The sequence below is a fragment of the Rhodanobacter terrae genome, from assembly GCF_042657005.1.
In the GTDB taxonomy this organism is placed as follows: Bacteria; Pseudomonadota; Gammaproteobacteria; order Xanthomonadales; family Rhodanobacteraceae; genus Rhodanobacter; species Rhodanobacter terrae.
Genome location: NZ_JBHSNG010000046.1, coordinates 1 through 15,298, shown reverse-complemented (window position 1 = coordinate 15,298; position 15,298 = coordinate 1). Strand labels below are relative to the sequence as shown.

The window sequence follows — 15,298 nt, the reverse complement described above, 5'->3', positions numbered from 1 at the left end:
GGCTAAATACCTTGGCCAGCGCCTGCTCACGAAACGCCAACGAATACGTTTGTTTGATCTTCAACTTACACCTCTGAGCTTCTTGATTAAGAAATTTCAGAGGCGACAACTAGTCTGACGCCGCGGGAAGGCGAACCTTGCCTCTGTAGTGGGAGACCCAGTCGAGAAGTGCTCGGCCGACCACTCCATCCATGTTTGCGACCGCTTTGGTTGCTTGCTGAGGAAGCAGCAGCAATTCGCTAGCTCCAACCTTTTGCGCGAGCTCGCTCATCGCGTCAAGTTCTGCAACCGTGCGACCGTTGACCACTACGTTGATCCCAAAGGGCGACAAGGTCGCAATAGACTCCATGCCTCGGAGCAGGCTTGCAAACTGCTTGCCGCGCTGTTCTTCATAGGTGCGACCTACTCCGTCAACGCTAATGCGTGCGAAGTGGATCGAGCCCTTGAGGCTCCCGACCAGTTGTGGCGTCAGGCGATGACCATGAGTCGTGAATGTGACCGCGAGCTGAGTCTCTCCCGCAGCCCGTTTGCATATGTCGAGGAAGTCAGGATGCAGCGTAGGCTCGCCGCCGCCAAATCCAATGCCGAGGCACCCCTCAGTATCCAGTTCCTTCAACCAGTCGAGCACTTGGTCCGTATGCAGTGACGCCTTGTGCTTCGGAGCGTAGCAGTACGAGCAGTGAAGGTCGCAAACATTGGTTAGTGCAATGGATACCTGGCGGGGGGACGTCGACCAAACCGCCTCTTTCGGGCGCAACTCGTCTACTAGGACATTCAGACCTGAAAGTCGATCGAAAAGGTGCACCCCGTTTGGGCCGTTTCTGAACTTCATAAGTCATTGTCACCGAAAGCAGTTCCACCTTAAGGAAAGTCTGGTCAATAAGCTTCTTGCTCGTCATTCCTACGAAAGCAGGAATGACGAGCAAAATCAGAGCATCCTTAAACGGGTCTTCTAGTGCGTCGATGTTCTCGAGCTAGCCGTTGGCGCACTCGTCCGGTAAGTGCGTAGCTGTCAGTCAGCGCCTGCAGCCCATGTTCTGCCGATTCGAGGAAGCCGCTCTCACATGGTAACTGCTTAAACACCGAGAATCCGTCCGAGGCGATCTGCGCCGTGCGATCGAATGCGGCGACCGGGCCGGTGGGGAGGCGGTGCGGAATCGCCACTTCCGCTTTTCGCTGCGAAGCAGTCGTTGGCCTTGACCCGTTGAATTTCCGCTTTGGGTCGACTTCTGGCCTTCGCAGCCTCACGGCCATGTCACGACGATCCTGTTGTGGATGCTTTGACGAGGCAGCATGACCGTGGCCGTGGCGTCCTTGCTGTTCCAAGTCCACCGGCCCGCATCCTTGCCGTTGATCGCGATCGACGGTGGCTTGCCCGCGGCATGGACGCGCAGTTCGTAGGAACGGGCCTGCAGCTGGCCCTTGAACGAGCCGCTGGTCGGTTCGATGACCATCTGGTGGGAACCGTCGCCGTTCGTGGCATACGTCATCGGCGTCTGCGCGTGCTGGCCCTGGGCGTAGGCGAGCGATATCCCGTCGTCTTCATAGAGGTCGAAGCTGCCCTTGCCCGATCCGTAGACATTGAGGATCACGGCGTCCAACGGTCGGGCATCCGAGTAGTCGCTTGCGCGCTGCTCGGGAACGATCGAGCCCGCACGCACGAACACCGGCATGTCGTCCACGGCATAGTGCGCGGTGAAACTGGTACCACCCTGATAGCGCTTGCCGTTGAAGAAGCCGATCCACTCGCCGGGAGGCAGATAGACGGTTCGGTTGCCGCTTTCGTCGACCACGGGAGCCACCAGCATGTCCTTGCCGAAGAAATATTCGTGGGGGTGCTGGTAGGCCTGTTCCAGCTCCGGGTACTGCAGGTACAGCGGCCGCAGGATCGGCATGGAGTCCTTGTGCGCCTGCCAGGCGTACGTATACACGTAGGGAATCAGCTGGGTGCGCAAGGTGAAATACTTTTTCATCAACGCGACGCCCTGGCTGCCGTAGACCCAGGGCATGCGCACGTTGCCCTCGCGCGGGTTGGCGTGGGCGCTGTGCACGCGCAGGATCGGGCTGAAGGTGCCGAACTCGATCCAGCGCGCATACAGGCCGAAATCGATTTTCGCGCCGTGGAATCCGCCGATGTCGTTGCTGATGTACGGCACCAGCATGTTGCCGCCGCGCACGGTAAAGGCGACCTCGTAGGCGAGCACCGGCCACTGCGAATAAGCGTCGCCGGTGAAGAACGCGGGATAGCGTTCGCTGCCCCAGTCGCCGTAGCGGCTGAGGATGAATCCGCGCTGCGCGACGCCCGGCTCGCCGTCCTTGTGCAAGCTGTAGTCGTAGAAAACCTTGTTGGTCCACAGCTGCTTGTTGAGGCCGGGCATGTCGACCGCGCCGCTGCCGCCGTCGACCCACCAGACGTCCACACCTTCCTGCATCAGCGGCTTGTGCAGGTAGCGCATGAAGACATCGGCCTGGCGCTGGTTCGACAGGTCGAAATAGATGCGCTGCGGTGGCTTGACGTTGCGGATCGCGACCGGCGCGGCAAGGATACCGCCGCCGGCCTTGCCCGGCTCCACGCGCAAGGCGATGACATTCGTGCGGCCCGCATGGGCATACGGCGTGATGTCGGCGTAGGTCAGCCGGCGCGGCCATTGCACCTTGCTGTGCGCCACCTCCGTGCCGTTGACGAAAATCCGGTAGGTCTGGCCGACCTCGCCCAGAGTGAGGTAAAGCGTGGCGGGAAGTTTTGCCGGCAGTCGAACCGATGTCCGGTACCACGCGACACCCCGATAGGCCTTGAAGCCCTGATCCTGCCAGGGCATGCCCACCCTTATCGGTATCCACTGCCCATCGTCGTGATCCGCCGCGAACCAGCGATGGTCCAGGCCTTGATCGTGCGGGTCGGCGGAAAACTTCCATCGGCCTGAAATATCCATGTCGAACGAAGGTTTCGGCGGCAGCGGCCGGCCCAGCGCCTCGAGCACTTCCGGCGCGTGGCTGTCCTTGAACGACAAGATGCTTTCGTCGGTGTTGGCGTAGCCGGGATGATCGTTGAGGCTGAGCTTGATGCCCCGGCTGTGCAGCCAGCGCAGGAGCTGGCGGGGATGCGGTATCAGCGGGCTCCAGTCATAGCCGCCCTGCCAGCCATCGTTGTGCCAGGCGAAATCCAGCACCAGCGTGTCGAACGGAATGTGATCGTCGCGCAGCCGCGCAAGCTCCTGTTCGAGGCGCTGCTGGTCGTACCGCTTGAAGGCCGGCTGCCTGGCCTGCGCCGAGTCCGGAAAATATTCGAAATTGAAATCGGTGACCCAGGGGCCGAGCGCGAATCGCGGGATCATCGGCACCGGCCCGCACAACTGCGCGTACTCGTCGAGCACCTTGCGGTAATCGCGGTTGTACGTGAACAGGTACCAGTCCTGGCCGGTCGGTTGCGGCCGCGGTTCTATCCACGTTTTCTGCGCGTTCCATACCGGCGTGGTGCTGTCGTCGATGAACGCATAGCCGCTGCGGCTCAACAGCCCGGGCTTGGCCTTGGGCAACAGGACGTCGATCCCGGGGATGATGTCGTTGATCGGGCTGTCGAGGTCCATCCGGCCTGGCGGCAGGTTGGCCTTGCTGATGTTGTCCAGAGAATAGGTGAGGCCGCCCAGGTTCCGCGTATCCGCGTCGCCGGGGTGCCAGACGTGCGCGCCGGCGGCAGGATCGTTCCAGCTCACCTCGAGGTTGGACGCGGCGAACGGGCCGGACCGCAACCGGTAACGCAAGGTCATGGCGCTGCTGGCGGCGATCAGCCAGCCGTCCTTCTGCGTCGACCGCACCTGGACCGCAGGCCAGTCCCTCTTCTGCACCACTGCCGTGGGCGCATCGACGAATGCGCCGGACGCCGAGTATTCCATCCGCACCAGCGACGGGGTGAGGAATTCGAACCGGGCATCGCCGACGACGATCGTGGGGTTGGCCTCTCCGACGGCGATGGCGGGCTTGGCCGGAGATCGGGCACAGGACGCCAGGCAGATCGGAACAAGTCCGACAAGCAGCCAGGTCATCACGCGACCGAGGATGCGCTGAGAATTCATTCGAATGCCCTCGTCTGACCCATAGGAGTGACGCATGGCCGCCGCAGGGCGATGTCGCGAGAAACATGTCACCGCTCTCGTCGCCATAGCGGCGCCGGCCAACGCTACAACAATCGAGGGCCCCTCGAAAAACCCGTGATTTGGACCGTCGTCCCGGCGAAAGCCGGGCTCCAGTGACTCCAATTCATTGAAACCCGGGGGCGCTGGGTCCCAGCTTTCGCTGGGATGACGAGCAGCAGCCAATTTTTTTCGAGGTTTCCTCAGGGCAGCGGCAGGTCAGGTCGTACCAGCACCCTACTCCTTCCGCTCCTCGCCTCCGGTCGTGACCAGCCGCAGAAATGTTTCGTGCTGGTAGCGGCTCATGCGGAGTTTCTGGCCGGTATCCATGGTGATGACGTGGTGGCCGTTGAACCATGGGTGGATGGCCTTGACGCGGCGGACGTTGATGATGGCGGAGCGATGCACCCGCGCAAACTGCTTCGGGTCGAGGCGTTCGGCCAGCGCGGTCATGGTCTCGCGCAGTTCGTGCACGCTGTCCGCCAGGTGGATCTGCACCGTGTTGCGGCTGGCCTTGATCCACACGATGTCCTGGACGTCGACGAAGGTGATGTGTTCGTCGATGCGCACGGGGATGCGTTCGAGATGGTTGTCGCGCCGGCGCAGCGCGTTCAGCGCCAGCATGATACGCGCCGAGGCGGGCCCGCCCATGGCTTCGCCGGCGGCCAGCCGTGTCTTCACACGCAGCAACGATTGGGCGAAGCGCTCGCGACCGAACGGCTTCACCAGGTAGTCCACCGCATTTGCCTCGAACGCCCGCACCGCGTACTGCTCGAACGCGGTGACAAACACCGTCGCCGGCATGCGCGCGGCGCCGATGGTCGCCACCACATCCATGCCGTTGATCGCGGGCATCTGGATATCGAGGAACACCAGGTCGGGCGACTGGCTGCGTATCGCCTTGACCGCGGATACGCCATCGCCGCATTCGCCTAGCAGCTCGATATCCGGATCGTCGCGCAGCAGGCGCACGATCGCATGGCGTGCGATCAGCTCGTCGTCCACCACGAGGGTGGCGATAGTCACGCGATCGCGACCTCAGGCGCGTCGTCGAACTCTTCGGCCTCGCGGAACGGCAAGCGGATGCGGCAGACCACGCCTTGCGGCCAGATCATCTCCAGCCGTACCTGCGCCGCATCGCCATAAAGTTCGCGCAGGCGCAGGGCGGTGTTCGACAGCCCGATGCCGTGCCCGGAGGCGGACCCGTCTTCCAGCGTGCTGTTGCGGTTGCGCACGTCGATGCAGAGGCTGTCGCCCTCGCGCCGAATTTCGATCTCGATGCAGTCCGCGCCGACGCGCTCGCTGATGCCATGGCGGATGGCGTTCTCCACGATCGGCTGCAGGATCAGGCTCGGCACAGCGCAGTCGAGCGTGTCCGGCGCGACATAGATCTGCGTGGTCAGGCGATCCTTGAAGCGCGTGCGCTGAATGCCGAGGTAAAGATCCAGCAGCACCAGTTCTCGCCGCAGGCCGATCTCCTGTCCATCGTAGTCCTCGAGAAACGCGCGCAGCAGGTCGCTCAAGCGCAGCAGCATGTCCTCAGCCGACACGGTGTCCTCGTCCAGCAGCGTCGCGATCGCGTGCAGCGTGTTGAACAGGAAATGCGGCTGCAACTGCGACTTCAGCGCCCGCAGCCGCGACTGCGCCAGTTCCGCCGCCAGCCGGCTCGCCTCCATCTCGCGGCGTGTTTTCTCGGCATGGAACTGCATGGCCTGCTGGATCGCAAACAACGCCCAGTATGTGAGCAGTCCGGTGGCAACATGCTGGCCGAGAAACTGCCGCATCTGCTCCGCGAAATCGCTTGGCTCGAACGGCGTGGAGACGATGGCTCCGATCGCCATCGCCAGCAAGGTCACGCCCAGGCTCGCCGGCAGTTGCATGCCCAGCCCGCGCAGACGCACCGGCGACTGGATCGGATACTTTGCTGCCAGCCGGAACACCAGCGGCGCCAGTGCTGCCCAGGTGTACCACTGAATAACCGACCAGCGCAGGTCATCGAAGACCGTCCAGGTTCTTCCGTACAACGCGTCTTGCATGGTCCGTTGTATCGTAAACACGACCACTACCACCGCCCAAAGCCCGAGATAACGGAACAGGCCGATCTGCGTGCTACCGAGGCGAACCTTCATCGCGGGGTGTCCGGAGAAATCGTCGACCCATCCTAGGCGCTGCGCCCGGCGCTGCAAAGCGATCCGCGCTGTCACTACGATTCGCCACCGCGCCACGACGATTGGTCCCGGATCGCTTTCGTGGAACGCTGCCGATCCGGTCCGATGGCGACGCCGACGGTACGCGCGCGATGCGCTGCACGTACCGTCGGCGCCCCTCATCCCATCCGGACAGCCGCCATGCAAACGACCCGCGCCGCCGCTTTCACCACCATGCTCGCCGCTGTGGCCTTCCTGCTCGCCGATCCTGCGTATGCCTGGGGCAATCGCCATGCCGCGCGGCATTTCAGCGTGGTCAACGCCACCTTCAACAGCGTGACCGCACTCGCCATCGCGCCCGCCGGCAGCGAGGCCTTCCACGACATCGCACTAGGCGAGCCGCTGCAGGGCGGGCTGACCTCGATCACCATCGACGTTCCCGACGGCGGGTGCCTGCGCGACCTACGGGTGACCTTCCGCAATGGCCGCACCCTGCTCTACCCCCGCATCGACGCCTGTCGCTGCCAAGGCTTGCGCCTGATGCCCCGCGACGGCAGTTCGGGAAAAATGGAACCGGCGTCAGGAACCCGTTGAACGATGCGGTGTTCGTCCGATCGTCCCTGAAACTTTTCCCGGCCCGTTGTCCATTCGATTCAGTGCGCTCAGGCGGTGCGGGTGAAGTCACTTACCCAGTTCAGCTCCCAGGTCGCGCCGTCGTCGGCCGAGCAGGACTGCTCCCAGCGCGCCGAGTGCGGGGTGATGCGCGACCAGACCACGCGTGTCTTGATCGGACGGCCATCCAGTTGGTCGTCGCCGATGAAGGTGCCGATGCCGTCCATGAAGCGTCCGCGCACGGGCGGCTCGATGATCGAGGGAGTCCTGTTGTCGAGCCACCAGCTCAGCCACTGCCCGGTAGCCGGGTCGAAGGCGCGCAGGCCGATGCCGCGCACCGTGCCTGAGGGCAACGTCATGACGTTGTCGCCCACGTTGCCGTGCCCGCCCAGCACCGGCCAGTTGACCAGCGTGCCGCCGAAACTGTCCCAGTCGTGGTTGCCGACCAGGCGGCGGCGGAGACGGCGGTGTTGTACGTTCCACGACCCGACCAGGAAATCGTAGTCGCGCGGCGCATCCGCCAGACTGGGCAACGGCGTCGGCACGCCCGCCGTGCGGGTGAAGTAGTTGCGCCAGTTGACCTCCCAGCTGGCGCCGTCGTCGGCGGAAAACGCCTGCTCCCACCAGGGCCGCGAACCGTGGATGTCGTTCCAGCGGAACCGCATCGTGATGGGACGGCCATTGAAGGTGTCGTGGCCGATGAAGGTGCCGGCGTCACCGTGAAAACCGCCCAGCACGGGTGGATCGATATGCGTCGGGTTGCGCCCGTCCAGCCACCAGATCGACCACTTGCCGGTGCCGGGGTCGAACGCGCGCAGGGTGAGCCCACGATAGGGATGGCCGGGTAGCTCGACTACGTTGTCGTCGATCGTCCCCTGGCCGCCCATGGCCAGCCACAACGCGCTGCGGCCCGAAAACGTCTGCCAGTGCGTGTCGCCGACCAGGCGCTCCTTCAACCGGCGATGCCACACGTCCCAGTTGCCCACCAGCCAGGCCCAGTCGCGCGCATGGGCGGCGGCGCCCTGAGCGGGGCCGCTTGCCATCTCATGCGAAGCAGGCCGCGCGCCGGCCCACTCCGGCAGGCCGAGTGCCGCGGCCCCGCCGGCCATTGCCATGACCTTGAGAAACGCGCGGCGGGAGAACGGCATAGAACGAGGTGGAAGCATGGGCGGATCCTTGCAAAGCCACGAGGGAGGGAACCGGATGATGGTGGATGTGGCGCGCAGTTGACCACGCGAAAGCGGGGTCTCAGCATAAGGCGGACTTATGGTCGACCAGCGCCGCTTCCCGTCCCTTCTGGCCATCCGCGCGTTCGAGGCCGCGGCCCGCCTCGGCAGTTTCGCCCGCGCGGCGCAGGAGCTCGACACCACGGCGGCCTCCGTCAGCTATCACGTGCGGCGCCTCGAAGAACAGATCGGCGTACGGCTGTTCGCGCGTTACCCGCAGCGCGTCGAACTGACCGAGCCTGGTCAACTGGTCGCACGCGAGGCGATCTACGCCTTCGCCGCTTTGCGTGCCAGCTTCATCAAGGCCGCCAATCTGGATGAGACACGGCTGTCGCTGACTACGCTGCCTACTTTCGGCACCAGCTGGCTGACACCGAAGCTGGGCCGTTTCCGCGCGAAGCATCCGGAGATCGCGCTCGACCTCGACCTGTCGCCGGACGCCCAGGATCTCAGCAGCGGCCATTTCGACGCCGCCATCCGCAACGGCCATGGCCGCTGGCCCGGTCTGCGCACGGTCGAACTGTTTCCCAGCATCTTCATGCCGCTGTGCGCGCCGTCGCTGAAGGATGCCGCGGCGGGCATCGCCGACCCGCGAGGTCCACTGAACATCCCGCTGCTGGGCCGATCCGATTGGTGGGCACTGTGGTACCGCGCACGGGGTTTCGACGACGTCGTGCTGCACGGCCGGTTCGGCACCCATCTGTCTGCCGAATACCTGGACATCGCCGCGGCCGTCGCCGGCCACGGCATCGCGATCGGCTCGCCGATACTGTTCCGCAACGAGATAGAAGCCGGCCGACTGGTGCCGGCGCACGACGCCGTCGCCGGCGATGGCCGCACGTTCTGGTTCACCTTCCCGGTGGCCCGGCAGCACAGCGGCAAGATCGCCCGGTTTCGCGACTGGCTGTGTGGCGAAGCATCGCGCGACCGCGATGCCGCCGATCACTACATCCGCAGGGCGGTCATCGTCGAACCTTGACGACAGGCAGTGCTGGACGGGGCGAGCACCTTGTCCAACATGGTGACGTCAGGCAATCCGCAGCCAGTTCAGGAACAAGCCGTGCTCGCGATCCTCGACGCGGTAGCCCTCGCGTCCTTCGACCATCCAGCCCCACACGGTATGGGTGCCATCCTCATGCTGGCTATCCACCCGTACGTGCTCGCCCGGCGAAACCGGAAACCGGGTCACCAGCACCATGGTTTGCTCGTCCCTTGAAACCACCAGCGCGGGCTTGCTGATGACGGAGCTGGCCATCCATCCCGATGTGACATGGATCTGCACCTCCTGCGGCGGCGGGCCGTTGCGATTGTCGAGTCTCCAGCCATCGGCTTTTTGCAGCAGCGAATCCAGACGCGGATCGCTCCAGTCGACCGTGCCGACCGAAACGCTTGAGCGTGACTTGTCGTGGCCCATATGACTGACCCCCGCTGGACAGATGCGAATAGACGTGCAGGCGCGGCCCCCTGGGGCCAACATACCAGAACTCCCGCCGGGTGGCTGAGTCAAAACGGATGCGATTCAACGCGCGCCTGCAGGACCACCGAGTATCGTTTTCCGAACGACCGGCAAGGGCTGTGCGTCTATGTTTTGCGCGGTGCCGGTGAAAGCGTCCTGGCCCGATGACTTCTGCTGCGGCACGCCAACATCCGGGTCAAAAAAGAAGGTGCAGATTCACCTTCTGACCCAGCGGAAAGGATTAAGGATGGTCTGAATAAGTCCAGACGCAAGAATTGAGAGCCTTTTACCTTGATGACTTGCGATGACAAGCATTGGAAAATTCGGACTTATACAAGCCATCCCAAAGGAACGAAGCCCACAACGGTCCGCAGAAAGGCGCACACCGGTCGCGGCCTGTTTTGTGGGAGCGACTTCAGTCGCGACTTGCGTAGCAGTGCGCTGCGCCGCCCGGTTGTGCATCGAGCCGTTGCAACGCCGAGATACTGCAGGCCGCTGCCGCGGCCATCGCGACTGAAGTCGCTCCCACAGGCAAACGGGGATCTTGGCGACGAGCGGAAGCTTGTTCAGACGTTCCTTAAGTGAACCCGAGAGCGTTTCTTATCGAATGGACTTGAGCTTCCAAGCAATTTGCCATACGGATTCGCGTGCGCTGGCCCCGGACAGAGTTCCGATGCCGTGGGGAGCAAAGGTCGGGCGCAGGCCCGCAATGCATGTTCTTGTCACGCATCCATCGAGCCCGAGGAGGCTGGTTCGTCCCTGAAAGCGACTGGATACGTGGCGGCATGAAAGCGGCACATAGCGCGAAGAGGCTGGAAGCAACGGACGCGTGCGTCCGTTGCTTCCATGACAAAGCACACCCGCGATCTACCGACTTGATCTACCCATTTTTGAATGGCGTGGGGCAGCTCCTGGCTCAACAGCGTGACCCGGTACTGTCAGGGAATACCCAGCGGCACTGTGCTCTGCAGCGGCGCCGGCACACCCGCGGGCAATCCGCCGAGTGTCTACAAAGGTGTCTTTTTTGACACCGGCCCGGTCTCGCCGAACCGTCCAAACAGTCGCAGCAGGCCACCGAAGCGGCGCGGGCCGCCCAGTATCTCGGCAACACGGGCACCGGCGCCAACGACCGCACGCAGTACGTGGTCGCGACCGCGTCCGGCTACAGTTCGTCGGGCTTCGGACGGCAGTACTGCGCGTGGCACAGTTCGACCAGTTCGTCCTACGGCAACGTGGCCTACGCCAATCTGCCGTACATCACCGACGCGGGCTCGAGCTGTGGTGCCACCTTCAACAGCCTGGGTCCCGACGCGGGCATCACCCTCGTCGGAGGACACGAACTCGCCGAGACGGTGACGGATCAATTCCCCAGCACGGGCTGGCTGGAGGCCAACGGCCCGGAAAACGGTGACAAGTGTGCCTGGATCTCATCCGGTCAGGGTGCATTCGCCGACGTGACGTTCTCGGGCCGCCACACCTACCCGGTGCAGTCGTTGTGGAGCAACGCGTTCAACAGTGATGCCGGCGGTTGCGTGCTGTCTTATCCATGAGGTAGCGCAAGAGAAGTAGCGCGAGTGAAGTAGTCCAATTGCATGGAGCGCCGACGATGCCACCTGCATCGCCGGCGTCGAAGAATGAAAGGAAGAGTTGTCAGGAATTGTCCCCGGCCTCTTTCCCACCCCCGTTTCGTTTCAGTGCGTCGCCGCCGGTGGCGAGCGTTCGAAACTGCCCACATAACCGGGAAACACCACCGGGCTTTCGTAGCCGTCGGCAGAGACGGACGACACGCCGAAATACCAGTCGTCGATCACCACGTCCTTGATGACGGCGTGATCGACGTCGCCGACGGCCCGTGCGAACTGCCATTGCGGCGCGGTGGTTTCGCGCCAGTGCACGCGGTAGCCGGCCGCCGCAGGCACCTTGTGCCAGGTCACCGTCGTGTCGGTGGCCAGGGAGCCGGCGATGTCGACGCCCGTGGGCGGCGCGGGTGCGCGGCTCAAGGCCGCCATCGTGATCGTGTTGAGCGCCGTAACGCGCGCCAGGTAGCGGAAGTCGATGCCGTCGATCGTGTCGCCGTAGTGGACGCCGCGGTCCTGGTCGGTATGGCCGACACGCAGGTCCTGATGCTGGCGCGTGTAATCCTCGTGGCCCTCGGTGACGCGCACCGCTGGGAAGCCCGCTTCGAGGAACGGCACCTGATCCCCGCCACGGCTATAACGATCGGTGCGGTAGATCATGTGCACATGGAAGTCCGGCAGGTACTGCCCCGCCAGCTGCGACATCATGCGCGCGACATTGCGCGAGGGCGAATCCACCTCGCCGCCATGGTAGCGGCGGTAGCTGGCCTGCGCCGGCGTTTCGTTGCTCTTGGTGCCTTCGGAGAACACGCGTACGACCGTGTTGTCGCGCACCCCGTTCTGGCCCCGGCTATTGCCGACGATGTCGTTGTTGAGATCGGCCTCGACGTTCCAGCCCTGCGCGACCGCGTAGTCGGCCAGGACCTTGCCGCCGTACAACCCCTGCTCCTCGCCGGACAGCGCCGCGAACACCAAGGTGGCCTGATTGTCCTGCTTCGACAACAGCCGTGCGGCCTCGATCAGCGCGGCCACGCCGGAAGCGTCGTCGTTCGCGCCGGGCGCATCGCTGGTGGAATTCATGATGTCGGTGACACGCGAATCCAGATGGCCGGTCATCGCGATCACCCGTTGCGGGTCGGTGCTGCCGCGCTTGATCGCGACCACGTCCATCACCTCGGTAGGCTGCGGCACGCGCTTGCCGGTGACCGTTTGCGCCGGCGTGACCACCTCGATGCAGCCGCCGCAGTCACGCGCGATCTGCTCGAAACGGGCTTTCACCCAGCGCCGCGCGGCACCGATGCCGCGCTTGTCCGACCGGGTATCGGACAAAGTGTGGCGGGTGCCGAAACCGACCAGGCGGGCAATCGTCGCATGCAGCTCGGCCTCGCTCGGCGCCGCCGCCAGCGCACGCAGCTGCGGCTGTTCGCCCGGTTCGGCCAGCGTCTGGGCGCGACTGGCGAAGACTGTGCAGAGCAACACGAACGGGAGCAACCGCGGGCAACGGATCATGGGGAACCTCCACCGGGAAAGCGCCGACATTACTACGCTTGAGGCCCTCGTCGCTCAACCTCGGCACGCACCATCGAATGCGGGCGGTCCTACCAGGAAGGATGTCGGGAATTGCCCCCGACACCTTCTTCCTCCTTTTCCACGCAGCGTGGCAATACGGCCTGGCGTTCCTGCAGGAAGCGCCGCACGGCGGGGTCGCCGGCGAGGCCGATCGCGATGTCGAAGGCGTCGCGCGCCTCGGAACAGGCGTGGGTCCTGGCCAGCAGCGCCGCGCGTGCCGCCCAGTAGGGCTGGTAATCGACGAGCCGGCCGTCGGCGGCGAGCGTATCCACGATCTCGAGTGCGGCGCGCGGGCCTTGCAGTTCCGCGATGGCCAGCGCGCGGTTGAGGGCGACCACCGGCGAGCCGGAGAGAGCGAGCAGCGCGTCGTAGATCTGCACCTCGGGGGTCCAGTCGGTGCGCCCGCTGCGGCGGCGCTCGACATGCGCGGACTGCAGCGCCGCTTCGAGTTGATAGCGGCCGATACGGCCCAGCGCGCTGGCGCGCAGCAACAGCGCTTCGGCCTGGTCGATCATCGCCGCATCCCACAGCGCGACGTCCTGTTCGGCCAGCGGCACGTAGTCGCCGTCCGCAGTGCGGCGCGCGCGGCGCCGTGCCTCCGCGTGCAGCATGCAGGCCAGCAGGCCCAGCGCTTCCGGTTCCTGCGGCAGCAGCCCGGCCACCAGGCCGGCGAGGAACAGCGCTTCCGCGGTGAGATCGCGCCGTATCACATCGGTGCCGCCGGGATCGCTCCAGCCCTCGGCGAAGGCTGCGTAAATCGCATCCAGCACGCCGTCCAGCCGGCCGGCCAGCTCGTCGCGTGCGGGAATGGCAAACCGGATGCCGGCCTCGCGGATTTTCTGTTTCGCGCGCCCGAGGCGTTTGCCCATGGCGCCCGGTGACGCGAGAAACGCCGAGGCGATGGTCTTCGCATCCAGCCCGAGCACAGCCTGCAACATCAACGGTGCGCGGATGCCGGCATCGATGGCCGGATGTGCGCAGGCGAACAGCAGCGCCAGGCGCTGATCCGGAATGGCCGCGTCGTCCGCCACCGTCGACGCAGCCTCGTCGAGTTCCGCCAGAATCTGCAACTGCACGGCCGCGGCCTCACCGCTGCGGCGGCGCCGAAGGCCGTCGATCCCTTTGCGCCGCGCCACGGTCAGCAACCACGCTTCCGGATTCGCAGGACAGCCGTTGACCGGCCAGTCCGCCAGCGCCGCGGCAAACGCTTCCGACAACGCATCTTCGGCGGCCGCCACGTCGCGCATGGCGGCGGCCAGAAAGGCGACCAGCTTGCCGTAGCTGCGGCGCGCGACGGCGTCTGCGGTAGTGCGCGCCTGCGCCGCGCTATCCAGCGCACATGTTCCAGAGGGGCCGCACTTCGATCGTGCCATGGCTCGCACCGGGGCAGCGCGCCGTCCAGGCGAGCGCCGCATCCAGGTCAGGCACGTCGATCAGGTAATAGCCGGCCAACTGCTCCTTGGAATCCACATAGGGGCCATCCAGTACCTGCGATTTGCCGTCCGCCACATGCACGGTGGTCGCGGTGGTGCTGGGTTGCAGACGGTTCGAGCCGACCAGCACGCCCGCCGTCTTCAGCGCCTGCGTATACGCCCCGTAGGCCGCGACGCCCTGTTCCTGTTCGGCCGGCGTCATCTGCGACCAACCGTTCTCGTTCGAATACAGCATCAATAAGTATTGCATCGGGATTCTCCACAATGAGTGAGTGATCGGCGGGCAATGTGCGACGCCATTCCCATGACGCGCGAGGTTCGGCGATTTGGACAGGGCCGATCTTATCGGGGATCGAGCCTGCGAAACGGGCTGGTCGTTTTGTTTCCTCTAAGGCTGTCGACGTTCTTCGCGACTTTTCGCAGCTAGACTGTTTCGACTCCCCAAGAAGTTGTGTCGGGAGTGCGGGCCGTGCGGGATTTTCACAATGTTGCCGGGGGTGGGTGCGATGGCCATGCCGTTGTCGTGGAAAATCGGGGCCGGCGTGGCGGGGTTGATCGTCGCCGCGTTTGCCTGGAATGGGCTTTCCCAATACCTCGCGGCGCGCCACGCCGATGAGGTCACGCGCGATTCCGCTCGAACCGCCGAGATAACCGCGCAACAGGCGAAAGCCCGTGCCCAGCAATCCCAGGCGCAGTTGGCGGCCGATCTGCTGCAGCGGCGCGAGGAATTGTCCAACACCTACCAGCAGGTGAACGAGCAGGCTCGCCAGTATCAGGCGGAGCAAGCCGTACGCCTGGAAAAACAGCGGCAGGAAGAGCTTCGCGTGCAGGAAAGTTACCGACTGGACCGAAACCAGCAATGCGTCGGTGGCGTCGTCATCAACCGCAGCGGCACGAGCTTTGCGCAAGTCTTCGGCAAGGATGGCGCGCCGATCCCGTGCAGAGGTGACCTGGCGACGGAACCGCTGCGCTGATCCGGCATTGCCATCATCGCAGCTGCGTCGGGTATTGTCCCTGACATCCCGTAAGAGACTTCCCGTCAATACCGCCCGCTTGATGCTCTTGCCTTGAGCTTTCAGGCTTTCGCTGGCCATCATGTTGTCCTCTGTGTTGCGTCGTGCATGTCAGTGCGTGCGGCGTTGAACGTT

General features: G+C 64.4%; 13 protein-coding genes. 4 read left to right on the top strand and 9 right to left on the bottom strand.

Features of this window, described 5'->3' with window-relative positions; genetic code table 11:
- Positions 1 to 109: 109 nt before the first annotated feature.
- From ACFPPB_RS19765 to ACFPPB_RS19750, 4 genes are all read right to left on the bottom strand, one after another.
- The gene (locus ACFPPB_RS19765) at positions 110 to 832 is read right to left on the bottom strand and encodes a radical SAM protein (RefSeq protein WP_377330287.1); all 723 of its coding nucleotides are present in this window, start codon (positions 830 to 832) and stop codon (positions 110 to 112) included.
- 412 nt (positions 833 to 1,244) lie between these two features.
- On the bottom strand, positions 1,245 to 4,073 hold the full coding sequence (locus ACFPPB_RS19760; RefSeq protein WP_377330285.1) for a glycoside hydrolase family 31 protein: 2,829 nt from the start codon (positions 4,071 to 4,073) through the stop codon (positions 1,245 to 1,247).
- 294 nt (positions 4,074 to 4,367) lie between these two features.
- The gene (locus tag ACFPPB_RS19755; protein WP_377330283.1) at positions 4,368 to 5,156 is read right to left on the bottom strand and encodes a LytR/AlgR family response regulator transcription factor; all 789 of its coding nucleotides are present in this window, start codon (positions 5,154 to 5,156) and stop codon (positions 4,368 to 4,370) included.
- Entirely contained in the window at positions 5,153 to 6,583 is a 1,431-nt protein-coding gene (locus tag ACFPPB_RS19750; RefSeq protein WP_377330282.1) for a sensor histidine kinase, read from the bottom strand. The genes ACFPPB_RS19755 and ACFPPB_RS19750 overlap by 4 nt, the downstream gene beginning before the upstream one ends.
- 6 nt (positions 6,584 to 6,589) lie before the next feature.
- On the opposite strand from ACFPPB_RS19750, the gene ACFPPB_RS19745 reads away from it, so the two are divergent.
- Positions 6,590 to 6,871, top strand: coding sequence for a hypothetical protein (locus ACFPPB_RS19745; protein WP_377330280.1), 282 nt, complete (start codon positions 6,590 to 6,592; stop codon positions 6,869 to 6,871).
- A gap of 68 nt (positions 6,872 to 6,939) precedes the next feature.
- Here ACFPPB_RS19745 and ACFPPB_RS19740 read toward each other — a convergent pair whose 3' ends face one another.
- Complete coding sequence (locus ACFPPB_RS19740; RefSeq protein WP_377330278.1) at positions 6,940 to 8,055, bottom strand: twin-arginine translocation signal domain-containing protein; 1,116 nt, start codon at positions 8,053 to 8,055, stop codon at positions 6,940 to 6,942.
- Between the two features lie 100 nt (positions 8,056 to 8,155).
- Here ACFPPB_RS19740 and ACFPPB_RS19735 point away from each other — a divergent pair, with 100 nt between their 5' ends.
- Complete coding sequence (locus tag ACFPPB_RS19735) at positions 8,156 to 9,094, top strand: LysR substrate-binding domain-containing protein (RefSeq protein ID WP_377330276.1); 939 nt, start codon at positions 8,156 to 8,158, stop codon at positions 9,092 to 9,094.
- 48 nt (positions 9,095 to 9,142) lie between these two features.
- Here the strand turns inward: ACFPPB_RS19735 and ACFPPB_RS19730 are convergent, their stop codons facing one another.
- The gene (locus tag ACFPPB_RS19730) at positions 9,143 to 9,529 is read right to left on the bottom strand and encodes a hypothetical protein (RefSeq protein ID WP_377330274.1); all 387 of its coding nucleotides are present in this window, start codon (positions 9,527 to 9,529) and stop codon (positions 9,143 to 9,145) included.
- Between the two features lie 1,184 nt (positions 9,530 to 10,713).
- Between ACFPPB_RS19730 and ACFPPB_RS19725 the strand changes: the two genes are divergently transcribed.
- Positions 10,714 to 11,121: a hypothetical protein gene (locus tag ACFPPB_RS19725; RefSeq protein ID WP_377330272.1), complete on the top strand. Its 408-nt coding sequence runs from the start codon at positions 10,714 to 10,716 to the stop codon at positions 11,119 to 11,121.
- A gap of 141 nt (positions 11,122 to 11,262) precedes the next feature.
- Here the strand turns inward: ACFPPB_RS19725 and ACFPPB_RS19720 are convergent, their stop codons facing one another.
- The 3 genes from ACFPPB_RS19720 to ACFPPB_RS19710 all read right to left on the bottom strand — a co-directional run bounded on the left by ACFPPB_RS19720 (position 11,263) and on the right by ACFPPB_RS19710 (position 14,400).
- The gene (locus ACFPPB_RS19720) at positions 11,263 to 12,657 is read right to left on the bottom strand and encodes a M20/M25/M40 family metallo-hydrolase (RefSeq protein ID WP_377330271.1); all 1,395 of its coding nucleotides are present in this window, start codon (positions 12,655 to 12,657) and stop codon (positions 11,263 to 11,265) included.
- 89 nt (positions 12,658 to 12,746) lie between these two features.
- Entirely contained in the window at positions 12,747 to 14,090 is a 1,344-nt protein-coding gene (locus tag ACFPPB_RS19715) for an RNA polymerase sigma factor (protein ID WP_377330269.1), read from the bottom strand.
- Complete coding sequence (locus tag ACFPPB_RS19710; RefSeq protein ID WP_377330267.1) at positions 14,044 to 14,400, bottom strand: YciI family protein; 357 nt, start codon at positions 14,398 to 14,400, stop codon at positions 14,044 to 14,046. Before ACFPPB_RS19710 ends, ACFPPB_RS19715 begins: the two co-directional genes overlap by 47 nt.
- 292 nt (positions 14,401 to 14,692) lie before the next feature.
- Here ACFPPB_RS19710 and ACFPPB_RS19705 point away from each other — a divergent pair, with 292 nt between their 5' ends.
- The gene (locus tag ACFPPB_RS19705; RefSeq protein WP_377330289.1) at positions 14,693 to 15,124 is read left to right on the top strand and encodes a hypothetical protein; all 432 of its coding nucleotides are present in this window, start codon (positions 14,693 to 14,695) and stop codon (positions 15,122 to 15,124) included.
- Positions 15,125 to 15,298: the final 174 nt, after the last annotated feature.

Bases quoted from the DNA above. Each gene is read 5' to 3' on its own strand.
- ACFPPB_RS19765 (WP_377330287.1), bottom strand. From the start codon at position 832: ATGAAGTTCAGAAACGGCCCAAACGGGGTGCACCTTTTCGATCGACTT.
- ACFPPB_RS19760 (WP_377330285.1), bottom strand. From the start codon at position 4,073: ATGAATTCTCAGCGCATCCTCGGTCGCGTGATGACCTGGCTGCTTGTC.
- ACFPPB_RS19750 (WP_377330282.1), bottom strand. From the start codon at position 6,583: ATGCCGCGCGGCATGGCGATTGCCCCAGGCATACGCAGGATCGGCGAG.
- ACFPPB_RS19740 (WP_377330278.1), bottom strand. From the start codon at position 8,055: ATGCTTCCACCTCGTTCTATGCCGTTCTCCCGCCGCGCGTTTCTCAAG.
- ACFPPB_RS19735 (WP_377330276.1), top strand. From the start codon at position 8,156: ATGGTCGACCAGCGCCGCTTCCCGTCCCTTCTGGCCATCCGCGCGTTC.
- ACFPPB_RS19730 (WP_377330274.1), bottom strand. From the start codon at position 9,529: ATGGGCCACGACAAGTCACGCTCAAGCGTTTCGGTCGGCACGGTCGAC.
- ACFPPB_RS19720 (WP_377330271.1), bottom strand. From the start codon at position 12,657: ATGATCCGTTGCCCGCGGTTGCTCCCGTTCGTGTTGCTCTGCACAGTC.
- ACFPPB_RS19715 (WP_377330269.1), bottom strand. From the start codon at position 14,090: ATGGCACGATCGAAGTGCGGCCCCTCTGGAACATGTGCGCTGGATAGC.
- ACFPPB_RS19710 (WP_377330267.1), bottom strand. From the start codon at position 14,400: ATGCAATACTTATTGATGCTGTATTCGAACGAGAACGGTTGGTCGCAG.